This window comes from Pseudomonas sp. 3HC3, assembly GCF_044904505.1.
Lineage (GTDB): Bacteria > Pseudomonadota > Gammaproteobacteria > Pseudomonadales > Pseudomonadaceae > Aquipseudomonas > Aquipseudomonas putida_Y.
In genome coordinates this window covers 98,055-109,928 of record NZ_JADDRH010000008.1, presented here as the reverse complement: position 1 = coordinate 109,928, position 11,874 = coordinate 98,055, and the positions used below count along the sequence as shown (strand labels likewise).

Annotated in this window: 6 protein-coding genes; 3 read left to right on the top strand and 3 right to left on the bottom strand. The window is 63.1% G+C overall.

Annotated features, from left to right (window positions below; translation table 11 throughout):
• Positions 1-86: 86 nt before the first annotated feature.
• Genes INQ47_RS13970 through mfd form a run of 3 tightly spaced genes read right to left on the bottom strand, consistent with a single transcriptional unit; the run spans position 87 to position 7,440 of the window.
• Positions 87-3,404, bottom strand: coding sequence for an SNF2-related protein (locus INQ47_RS13970; RefSeq protein ID WP_404701930.1), 3,318 nt, complete (start codon positions 3,402-3,404; stop codon positions 87-89).
• A gap of 4 nt (positions 3,405-3,408) precedes the next feature.
• Complete coding sequence (locus INQ47_RS13965) at positions 3,409-3,981, bottom strand: CsiV family protein (RefSeq protein WP_404701929.1); 573 nt, start codon at positions 3,979-3,981, stop codon at positions 3,409-3,411.
• A gap of 9 nt (positions 3,982-3,990) precedes the next feature.
• Entirely contained in the window at positions 3,991-7,440 is a 3,450-nt protein-coding gene (mfd, locus tag INQ47_RS13960; RefSeq protein ID WP_252458384.1) for a transcription-repair coupling factor, read from the bottom strand.
• A gap of 167 nt (positions 7,441-7,607) precedes the next feature.
• Between mfd and INQ47_RS13955 the strand changes: the two genes are divergently transcribed.
• From INQ47_RS13955 to sthA, 3 genes are all read left to right on the top strand, one after another.
• Positions 7,608-9,071, top strand: coding sequence for a glyceraldehyde-3-phosphate dehydrogenase (locus tag INQ47_RS13955; RefSeq protein WP_252458383.1), 1,464 nt, complete (start codon positions 7,608-7,610; stop codon positions 9,069-9,071).
• Between the two features lie 179 nt (positions 9,072-9,250).
• The gene (locus tag INQ47_RS13950) at positions 9,251-10,249 is read left to right on the top strand and encodes an FAD:protein FMN transferase (RefSeq protein ID WP_404701928.1); all 999 of its coding nucleotides are present in this window, start codon (positions 9,251-9,253) and stop codon (positions 10,247-10,249) included.
• Positions 10,250-10,453: 204 nt separating this feature from the next.
• Positions 10,454-11,848: a Si-specific NAD(P)(+) transhydrogenase gene (gene sthA, locus INQ47_RS13945; protein WP_021785418.1), complete on the top strand. Its 1,395-nt coding sequence runs from the start codon at positions 10,454-10,456 to the stop codon at positions 11,846-11,848.
• Positions 11,849-11,874 lie beyond the last annotated feature (26 nt).

Genomic DNA, 11,874 nt, shown 5'->3' with positions numbered 1-11,874 from the left:
GCAACGGTGAGCGGCAGGTGGAGATTGGCCAGCAGGCCCGGCCCATTCGCGGGTGAACCCGCTCCTACGCTGTATCCCCCTTTGGCCTACCGCCCGCGTTTTCCAGGCAATGGCGCAAACAGGGCCTCGATTTCTTCATCGCCAAGCCGCCATTGCCCAGTCTGCCCGCCGTCCAGCAGGCTGGCCGCCAATGCAGCCTTTTCCTGCTGCAACAACTGGATCTTCTCTTCCACCGTACCCCGGGTAATCAGCTTGAACACGAACACCGGCTTGTCCTGGCCGATGCGGTAGGCACGGTCGGTGGCTTGGTTTTCGCTGGCCGGGTTCCACCAGGGGTCGAAGTGGATCACGGTGTCCGCCGCCGTCAGGTTCAAGCCTACACCCCCTGCCTTGAGGCTGATCAGGAACACTTCGCTTTCACCTTGCTGGAACTGCTGCACTGGCGTGCGACGGTCGCGAGTGTCACCGGTCAGCAGGCTGTAGCGGATCTTGCGCTTCTCAAGCTCCTGCTCGATCAGCGCCAGCATCGAGGTGAATTGTGAGAACAACAGCACCCGGCGCCCTTCGCTGAGCAGCTCTTCGAGCATTTCCAGCAGCGCACCCAGCTTGCCCTTGTCGGCCTGGTTGCCTTTGCTTTCCACCTCTTTGACCAGGCGCAGGTCGCAGCACACCTGGCGCAGCTTGAGCAACGCGTCGAGGATCACGATCTGGCTGCGTGCGGCGCCATTGCGGGCGATTTCGTCGCGGACTTTCTGGTCCATGGCCACTCGCACGGCCTCGTAGGTATCGCGCTGGGCATCACTGAGCTCGACCCAGTGCACCATCTCGGTCTTGGCCGGCAGCTCGGTGGCCACCTGCTCTTTGGTGCGGCGCAGCAGGAACGGCCGGATGCGGCTGGCCAGGTGGGCCATGCGCTCGCTGTCACCGTGGCGTTCGATCGGGTTGCGGTAATCCTGGTTGAAGCGCTTCAGGTCGCCCAGCCAGCCGGGCATCAGGAAGTGGAAGATCGACCACAGTTCGCCCAGGTTGTTTTCCATCGGCGTGCCGGTCAGGCACAGGCGCTGGCCGGCCTGTAGCTCGCAGACGGCGAGGGCAGCCTTGCTGCTGCTGCTCTTGATGTTTTGCGCTTCGTCCAGTATCAGCATGTGCCAGGCCTGGGGGCGCAACTGTTCGAGGTCGCGTGGTATCAGGGCGTAAGTGGTCAGGACCAGGTCGTACTCATGCAGCTTGGTGAAGTGCTTGCTGCGCCCCGGCCCATGCAGTGCCAGGACGCGCAGGTCGGGGGCGAAGCGCTGGGCTTCGTCCAGCCAATTGGGTATGAGGCTGGTTGGCATGACCGCCAGGGCCGGTGCACTCAGGCGCCCGGACTGTTTCTCCAGCAGCAGATGGGCCAAGGCCTGCAGGGTCTTGCCCAGGCCCATGTCGTCGCCGAGGATACCGCCGGTACCCATCTCGCGCAGGGCCTGCAGCCAGTTCAGGCCTTGCTGCTGATAAGGGCGCAAGCTGGCCTGCAGCCCAGTGGGTGGTTCCACCTGCAGGTCCCGGGCATCGCGCAGGCGCCGGCCCAGATCGCGTACGTGCTCGCCACCTTCCCAGTGCAGGGGCAGGCCTTCTATTTCGTTCAGGCGCGCGGCGTCGGCGCGCTCCATGCGCAGGGACGGGCCTGCAGTGTCCTCGTGCAAGTAGAGCTCGCCCAGGGTGCCCATGACTGCCTTGATGCGGCCATAGGGCAGGGCGACGCGCAAAGCCTGGGCATCGAGACGGCCGCGATTGAGGTCGATCAGCAGATGTTCATCATCGCTGCGCCGGGCCAGTTCGCTAGGGCGTAGCAGCTCCGGGCTGCTGCGCAGCAGGTGCAACACGATCGGCAGCAGGCTGTGGCGCTGGCCATCGACCACGATGCCGAGTTCCAGGTCGAACCATTCATGGCCAGGTGCTTCATCGATGGTTGCATACCAGTCGTCCACCTCCTGCAGGTTGAAGGCGAAGTCGCGGTGAATATCGATGTCCCAGCCGGCTTCGCGCAGGCGCGGCAGGCCTTCGCGGGCAAAGCGCAGCCAGGCTTCGTCGTCAGGCAACTGGTGCATTTCGCCGGCGCTGTCGGGTAGGGCCTTGCTCTGCCGTGTGGCGGGCTTGAAGCCGAAATCGCGCAGCACCTTGCGCAGCGCCTGCTCGGCTTGAGTCTGGCGGCGAATGCGCTGGCTGGTGCTGCCTGCCAGGCGGGTCAGCGGCTTTTCGTCGGTGCCGCTGGCCTGCAAACCGTCATAATCGAACGCCAGTGCGGCGCGATGTTGCATCTGCCGTTGCATGCGACCGGTTTTCGGCATGTAGGCGGTGTATTCAAGGCTGCCGAGAGCAAGAAGGGGCTTTGGCTGGATGTTATCGAGCAACTGCTCCTGCACTTGCGTCGGGGTCGGCACCTTGTGGCTGAGGGCATTGAGCTTGTGGCTCAGGGGTACGACCAGGTGTTCCGGTACATCGGGTGCGATAGTCAGCTGCACGGCGACGTGCGGATCCAGGCTGTGCTCGACTTTGCCCACTTCACGGGTCGGCAGGTTCAGGTAGTAAGGCGGCAGCAGCGGGATGACGCAGCGCAGCATCTCTTCGCCGCTGTACCACCGCCCCCGGTAGTTTCCATTGTCCAGGCGTACCCAGCGAAACTCGGCATGGCGCACCGGGCCTTCATGAAGCGGGGGGAGGTCGGTATCGAAGAACATACGCCTGGTTTCGAGGGCGCGCTGGAACAACTCGCCACCTTCGTGGCCCTTCAGTTTGTAGCCGCGATCTTGGCCGCCGCCCTGATTCAGGGCCGAGAGCAGGCGCAGAATGCGGATGTCTTCGTCTGTTACGAAGCGCGGTGGCTCGTAGAGAAAATCGTAAAGTGACTGGACGCGGCTGAAGCGGATGCCGTCCTCCGTTCGCGTGCCCTTGCGGACAAGCAGGGCGCAGCCGGCATCGTCGGTGAGCTGCAGCTGATAGCACACCATGCGCCCGCGTTTGTCTTCGGTCGCGTCGGTTTTGGGCGGAGCCTGCTCCAGGCCGCTCAACCAGTGCTGCAATTCGGCGGACAAGGTGCCCGGGTTGGCTTGCGTGTCCTCACTGCTGGAAAAGCGGTCGCTCACGCAGAAGAGTACAGCGGCGCAATGCTTGCAGTTTTGCCGTACCGGGCAATCGCATTCACCGCGCACATGGCAGCGGCCACCCGCAACGTGCAGCTCGATGCGTTGCCGGTAATGGTTGTTGCCGCTTCCCTGGCAATTGGCCGTTATGGTCTGCCCATACACGCCTTCCAGTTCTGCCCTGCCTTCCTCGGCATAGCGCTCACCGCGCTGCAGGGCAGCTTTGCTGAACGATTGAGTCCAGTTCGGATAGGCGTTCACCATCTCGGCGGCATCGTGCTTCATGGGCTTACTGCTCCATCATCTCCGGGTCCATTACCGGCATTTTCGGCGTACCCGGTGGTGTCACCTTCAGCAGCACCGCCAAGTGCCCTCCGTCGAGAAAGGTCAGCTGGCCGCCCTTGACGTTGCTGTTGCTCTGCCTGAACTGCTCGCTTTGCAGCACGCTGCCGTTGCCATCCAGCTGGTTGACCCAGAAGTTGGCCTCGACGGTGATGAAGCGGCCTTCAGCGATGCTCAGGTTGCCTTCGATAGGGAAGTGCCCGAACTGTTCGGTGCCTTCGCCCATGGCGATGCGGCTGGGTTCGCTGCCCACCTGCTGCTGCCAGGCCTTGTGCATCAGCACGGTGTAGTCGGCGGTGGCTGCCAGGCGGGTGGCTTCATCTTCCAGTGCTGGGCGGCGCTCGGCGTCTTTGGTCAGGCGTGGGGCGCCAGCGCTCCAGTCTTCGGGGGCGAACGGGCTGGTGAAGGCGGGCACGCTGTTCTGCCGCACCAGAATCATTTCTACCTGATACAGGCCTTCGGCGAAGGCAGCCGGGGCGAACAGCGCCAGCAGCAGGGTCAGGCAACGGGTGGCACGCATGGGTCTTCCTTAGGCAGGCTGTGGGGTCAGGCGCTCGAACAGCGCCTCCAGGGTATTGAAACGTTCGTCGGGGCGTTCCATCGGTACCAGGAAGCGGAACTGGGTAGCGCCTTCGAACTTGTAACGTTTGGGCTGACCCTGGATCAGCTTGATCAGGGTCAATGGGTCGACCGGGGTTTCGGCTTCGAACTCGAGCTTGCCACCGTTGGGCCCCGCATCGACTTTCTTGATGCCGAGCTTTTCCGCGTGCAGCTTGAGCGACGTCAGGCGCATCAGGTTCTTGGTCGGCTCTGGCAACAGGCCGAAGCGGTCGATCATCTCGACCTGCAAGTCCTTGAGGCCTTCTTCGTCGGCAGCCGAGGCAATGCGTTTGTACAGGATCAGGCGCGCATGCACGTCAGGCAGGTAGTCTTCGGGGATCAGTGCCGGCAGGCGCAGGTTGATCTCCGGGCCGCCGCCCAGTGGCTGCTCAAGGTTCGGCTGGGTACCTTTACGGATTGCCTTGACCGCACGCTCGAGCATTTCCATGTACAGGGTGAAGCCCACCGCCTGGATCTGCCCGCTCTGGCCTTCGCCCAGCAGCTCGCCGGCCCCGCGGATTTCCAGGTCGTTGGTGGCCAGTACAAAGCCTGCGCCCAGGTCTTGAGTGTTGGCGATTGCCTCCAGGCGCTTTTCGGCGTCGGCGCTGACCTTCTGACGGGTAGGTGTGAGCAGGTAGGCGTAAGCCTGGTGGTGGCTACGGCCAACCCGGCCACGCAACTGGTGCAGCTGGGCCAGGCCGAACTTGTCGGCGCGCTCGATGACGATGGTGTTGGCGCTGGGCACGTCGATACCGGTTTCGATAATGGTCGAGGCCACCAGCACGTTGAAGCGCTTGTGGTAGAAATCGCTCATCACCTGTTCCAGCTCGCGTTCGCGCATTTGCCCGTGGCCGATGCCGATGCGTGCCTCAGGCACCAGTTCGGCAAGGTCGGCGGCGCATTTTTCGATGGTTTTCACATCGTTGTGCAGGTAGTACACCTGGCCACCGCGCAACAGTTCGCGCAGCAGCGCCTCCTTGACCGTGCTCTTGTTCTGTTCCATGACGAAGGTGCGCACAGACAGGCGGCGCGCTGGTGGCGTGGCGATGATCGACAGGTCGCGCATGCCCGCCACCGCCATGTTCAGCGTGCGCGGAATCGGCGTGGCGGTCAGGGTGAGGATGTCGACCTCGCTGCGCAGCGCCTTTAGCTGTTCTTTCTGGCGCACGCCAAAGCGGTGCTCTTCATCGATGATCGCCAGGCCCAGGTCTTTGAAGCGCACGTCGTCCTGCAGCAGCTTGTGGGTGCCGATGAGGATGTCGATCTTGCCTTCGGCAAGGTCCGCGGCGGCGGCGGCCACTTCCTTGGCCGACTTGAAGCGGCTCATCACTTCCACGGTCACGGGCCAGTCGGCAAAGCGGTCGCGGAAGCTGTTGTAATGCTGCTGGGCAAGCAGGGTGGTGGGCACCAGTACGGCCACCTGGCGGCCACTGTGCACGGCGATGAACGCCGCGCGCATGGCCACTTCGGTCTTGCCGAAGCCCACGTCGCCACAGACCAGACGGTCCATTGGCTTGGGGGCCAGCATGTCGGCGCGCACGGCCTCGATGGCGGCCTGCTGATCCGGGGTTTCCTCGAACGGGAAGCCGGCGCTGAAGGTGGCGTAGTCGGCGGACGGGTCGGCAAACGCATAGCCCTTGCGTGCGGCGCGGCGAGCATAGATATCGAGCAGTTCGGCTGCCACGTCGCGGACCTGTTCGGCGGCCTTGCGTTTGGCTTTCTGCCAGGCCTCCGAACCCAGCCGGTGCAGCGGTGCCAGGGCGTCGTCGCTGCCGGTGTAGCGGGCGATCAGGTGCAGGTTGGCCACCGGCACATACAGCTTGGCGTTCTCGGCGTATTCCAGCGTCAGGAATTCGGCGGCCTGGCCGTCGATTTCCAGGGTAGCCAGGCCCAGGTAGCGGCCGACGCCATGGTCGATGTGCACCACCGGCGCACCTTCGCGCAGCTCGGTGAGGTTCTTGATGACCGCGTCGTTGGCGGTTTCGCCACGCTTGTCACGGCGCCGGCGCTGCATCACCCGCTGGCCGAACAGTGGGCTTTCGGCAATCAGGGCCAGGCCTGGGTCGTCCAGCAGCAGGCCGTCGTCCAGCGGGGCGATGGTGATTGCCAGGCGCTCGGCACCGGTAATGAAATCGTCCCAGCCTTCGACAGTCTGCGGGCGCAGCTTCAGCCGTTCGAGCAGCTCCAGCAGCACTTCACGGCGGCCCGCTGATTCGGCCGTGAACAGTACGCGACCGGGGAACTGGTCGAGGAAGTTGGCCAGCTCGGCCAGCGGCTGGTTGGCCTTGGCCTCGATGGCCAGGTTGGGCAGGGCGCGCGCCGGGAAGCGCTCGCGGCCCGCGCCAGGGTCGAGCGCTTCGCTGCTGACCACCACCCGGGGCCACTGCTTGAGCTGGGCGAAGCAATCTTCCACCGGCAGGAACAGCTCGGCCGGCGGCAACAGCGGCCGGCTGAGGTCGCCGCGGCGGTCCTCATAGCGCCCGCGCACGTCGTTCCAGAAGTGCTCGGCGGCCTGTTCCACACCGGGTAGCGAGAACACCTGGGTGTCGGTCGGCAGGTAGTCGAACAGGGTCGAGGTTTCTTCGAAGAACAGCGGCAGGTAGTACTCGATACCGGCGGGGATGATGCCGCTGGCCAGGTCCTGGAAGATTGCACTGCGGCGGAAGTCGACGTCGAAGCGCTCGCGAAAGCGTGCCTTGAAGCGGGTCACTTCTTCCTTCTGCATCGGGAATTCGCGTGCTGGCAGCAGGCGCACCGAATCCACCTTGTCGATCGAGCGCTGGGTCTCGGGGTCGAAGGTGCGCAGCGTCTCGATCTCGTTATCGAACAGGTCGATGCGGTAGGGCAGTTTGCTGCCCATCGGGAACAGGTCGATCAGCGCGCCGCGCACGGCGAACTCGCCATGCTCGTAGACGGTGTCGACGCAACGATAACCGCTGGCCTCCAGGCGCGTGCGCATCTGCTCCACGTCGATGGTCTGGCCCACATCCAGCACCAGGCTGCTGCCCAGCAGAAAACGCGTGGGTGCCAGGCGGTGCAGGGCGGTGGTGATCGGCACCACGAGGATGCCGTGGCTCAGCTCCGGCAGACGGTACAGGCTGGCGATGCGCTGGGAGATGATGTCCTGGTGCGGCGAGAACAGGTCGTAGGGCAGGGTTTCCCAATCGGGGAACGGCAGCACTGGCAAGCCCGGGGCAAAGAAGCGCAGCTCCTGCTCCAGACGGTCGGCGGCCTGGCTGTCGGCCGTCAGCAGCAGGGTGAAGCGGCCAGCGCTGCTGGCAGCCTCGGCGATGGCAAGGCTGAGGGCGGCACCGGGCAGATTGCCCCAGGTTTGTTTGCCGGCCGTGGCCGACATTTGCGGTAGGCGCAGAACTGACACGGGAGATTGCACTCCAAGCGTTGCGGCAAAGAGACCGATTGTACCGGTGACCGTGCCGGCTGTCAGGCTCGAAAGGGCATGAACACTGGCTTGCGTCACTGCGACAGGCACTCATTGCCGGTTCCGCGTCGGGGCGTCATAATGTAGCCCCTTTTTTCTGTCCCTACATGTGGAAGGTTCCCGTGACTCAGAAGCCCGACCAGTGTCTTGGTGAGTGGATTGATCGTGAAGCCCTGGCTGAAGCGATGATCCCGCTTATCGGTCAGCTCTACCGCAATAACAACGTGGTGAGCTCGATTTATGGCCGCAGCCTGATCAACCGTTCGGTTATCTCGATCCTCAAGGCGCACCGCTTTGCGCGCCACCGCCAAACCGACGAAACCGAACTGTCTGTCCACGAGACATTCCCCCTGCTCAAGGCCATGAGCGAGCTGAAACTGGGCGCCGCATCGGTCGACCTGGGCAAGCTGGCCAACAAGTTCAAGCAGGAAGGCAATGGCCGCACTGCCGAGCAGTTCGTCCGTGAAGAGCTGGCCGACGTGGTTGGCCAGCAGAACGCTTCGGCGCGCAAAGGCACCGACGTTGTCCTGTACGGTTTCGGTCGCATCGGCCGCCTGCTGGCGCGCATCCTGATCGAGAAGACCGGTGGTGGTGATGGCCTGCGTCTGCGTGCCATCGTCGTGCGCAAAGGCGCCGAAAACGACCTGGTCAAGCGTGCCAGCCTGCTGCGCCGTGACTCGGTGCACGGTCCGTTCGATGGCACCATCACCATCGACGAAGCCAACAACACCATCACTGCCAACGGCAACCTGATCCAGGTTATCTACGCCAAGAACCCGAGCGAAGTCGACTACACCCAGTACGGCATCGACAATGCGCTTATCGTCGACAACACCGGTGTATGGCGTGACGCCGACGGTCTGGGCCAGCACCTGGCCTGCCCTGGTGCTGCCCGCGTGATTCTCACCGCACCTGGCAAGGGCGCGCTGAAGAACATCGTGCACGGTATCAACCACGGTGACATCACTGCCGAAGACAAGATCATCTCGGCGGCCTCCTGCACCACCAACGCCATCGTGCCGGTGCTCAAGGCCATCAACGATCAGTACGGCATCGTCAACGGCCACGTCGAAACCGTTCACTCGTTCACCAACGACCAGAACCTGATCGACAACTTCCACAAGGGCAGCCGCCGTGGCCGTGCCGCGCCGCTGAACATGGTAATCACTGAAACCGGCGCCGCCACCGCTGCTGCCAAGGCACTGCCAGTGCTGAAGGGCAAGCTGACCGGCAATGCCATTCGTGTCCCGACGCCGAACGTTTCGATGGCCATCCTGAACCTGAACCTGGAAAAGGCCACCACCCGCGACGAGATCAACGAGTACCTGCGCCAGACCGCCATGCACTCGGAGCTGCACAAGCAGATCGACTACGTGGCTTCGCAGGAAGTGGTTTCGACCGACTTCGTGGGCTCGCGCCATGCCGGTGTGGTTGACGCAGAGGCGACCATCGCCAACGACAACCGCGTTGTTCTGTACGTCTGGTACGACAACGAATTCGGTTATAGCTGCCAGGTGGTTCGTGTGATGGAAGACATGGCCGGTGTGAACCCGCCAGCGTTTCCACGCTGATTCGCTTGTAAGGCAATGAAAAAACGGGAACCTTCGGGTTCCCGTTTTTTTTATTCTGAATGTGTGTTGTCAGTGCCGGCCCTTTCGCGGGTAAACCCGCTCCTACAGGATTATCGCTGCCCCTGTAGGAGCGGGTTTACCCGCGAAGAGGCCAGCACCGGCAACCGAGAAATCAAACCTTGCACACAGCCCTACTGTTCATTCTGCTGCTACTCACCGCCTGCAACCAGGGCCCCACCCTGGAGCGCCTGGGTGGCCCGACCATGGGCAGCAGCTACAGCATCCAGTACGTCCGCGAGCCTGGTGGTCCGGTGCCGGCCCAGGTGCAGATGGCGGTTGAAACCATCCTGCATGACATCGACCACCACTATTCGACCTACCGCGGCGATTCCATCGTCAGCCAGTTCAACCGGTTACCCGCCGGGCATTGCCTGGCCCTGCCGCCCGATATGCTCGAATTGGTCAGCCTGGGCCAGCACCTTGCCGAACAGAGCGATGGTGCTTTCGATCTCACGGTAGAGCCTTTGCTCGACCTGTGGGGCTTCGGCCCTCAGGCCCGTCACGAGCAGGTGCCCGAACCACAGGCGCTGGCCCTGGTGCGTCGGCGTGTGGGCTATCAGCACCTGCGCGTCAAAGGTAGAGCCCTGTGCAAGGATGCCCCGGTGCAGCTCGACTTCAACAGCATCGTCGCCGGCCATGCTGTTGACTTGATTGCCGCGCGCCTGCAGGCCATGGGTGTCAGCAGTTTTGTTGCCGAGGTCACTGGCGAGTTGAAGGCGGTTGGCCGCAAGCCTGACGGCAGCTCTTGGCGCATTGCCCTGGAACTGCCCCGCGAAGACCGGCAGGTCGCCCGCCAGATCATCCCGGTCAATAGCCTTTCAGTATCAACCTCGGGTGACTATCGGCACTATTTCGAGCAGAATGGCCGGCGCTATTCGCACACCTTCGATGCCCGCCTCGGGCGCCCGGTCGAGCATGACCTGGCGGCCGTTACGGTGCTGGACGCCTCAGCACTGCAGGCCGACGGTTATTCGACGCTGCTGCTCATACTGGGGCCGCAGCGAGGCTGGGATTTTGCCGTGGCGCATGATCTGGCTGCGGTTTTGGTGACTCGGGCGGAGGGTGGCTTCGTCTCCCGAGCTACGCCCGCGTTCGAGCGGGCAGTGAAAGGCCAGTGAAAGCACAAGCAAGGATGATTGCCGCCAGGGAATGGGTGAAGCATATGTAGTGCGGGCGAAATTGGCCTACGACGCGACCAAGGGTTAATGTGCGCGGCGTTCAGGGTTGATTAGACTGCACCCGAATTTTCTCATGGCGCCCTGGCGGCATGATCGTGCCCCGCGAGCGACCGTGGCTTGCGGGCCAGTTCTGAAGGAGTACGCATGGCTGTCTACAACTACGACGTAGTGGTGCTGGGTTCCGGCCCGGCCGGTGAAGGCGCGGCAATGAACGCCGCCAAAGCAGGGCGCAAGGTAGCGATGGTCGATGACCGTCGCCAGGTTGGTGGCAACTGCACCCACCTGGGCACCATTCCGTCCAAGGCACTGCGTCACTCGGTGCGGCAGATCATGCAGTTCAACACCAACCCGATGTTTCGTGCCATCGGCGAGCCACGCTGGTTCTCGTTCCCGGACGTGCTGAAAAGCGCCGAGAAGGTCATCGCCAAGCAGGTGGCATCGCGCACCGGCTACTATGCCCGCAACCGCGTCGACGTGTTCTTCGGCACCGGCAGCTTCGCCGACGAGCAGACCGTGGAAGTGGTTTGCCCCAACGGCGTGGTCGAGAAGCTCAACGCCAAGCACATCATCATTGCAACCGGCTCGCGCCCTTACCGTCCGGCCGACATCGACTTCCACCATCCGCGGGTTTACGACAGCGACACCATCCTCAGCCTCAGCCATACCCCGCGCAAGCTGATCGTGTACGGTGCCGGCGTGATCGGTTGCGAATACGCTTCGATCTTCAGTGGTCTGGGCGTATTGGTCGAGCTGGTCGACAACCGCGGCCAACTGCTGAGCTTCCTCGACTCGGAAATTTCCCAGGCGCTGAGCTACCACTTCAGCAACAACAACATCACAGTGCGTCACAACGAAGACTACGAGCGCGTCGAAGGCCTGGACAACGGGGTGATCCTGCACCTCAAGTCGGGCAAGAAGATCAAGGCCGACGCCTTGCTGTGGTGCAACGGCCGTACCGGCAACACCGACAAGCTGGGCCTGGAAAACATCGGTATCAAGGTGAACAGCCGCGGCCAGATCGAGGTCGACGAGGCCTACCGCACCGCCGTGCCGAACATCTACGGTGCCGGTGACGTGATTGGCTGGCCAAGCCTGGCCAGTGCGGCCCATGACCAGGGCCGATCGGCCGCTGGCAGCATTGTCGACAATGGCAGCTGGCGCTTCGTCAACGACGTGCCGACCGGTATCTACACCATTCCGGAGATCAGCTCGATCGGCAAGAACGAGCAGGAGCTGACCCAGGCCAAAGTGCCGTACGAAGTGGGCAAGGCCTTCTTCAAAGGCATGGCGCGCGCGCAGATCGCCGGCGAGCCGCAGGGCATGCTGAAGATCCTGTTCCACCGCGAAACCCTGGAAATCCTCGGCGTGCATTGCTTCGGCTATCAGGCTTCGGAAATTGTCCACATTGGCCAGGCGATCATGAACCAGCCAGGTGAGCACAACAACCTGAAGTACTTCGTCAACACCACGTTCAACTACCCGACCATGGCCGAAGCCTATCGGGTAGCTGCCTATGACGGCCTGAACCGGCTTTTTTGAGCGGCTCCGACCGGTGGCCTGAGCCG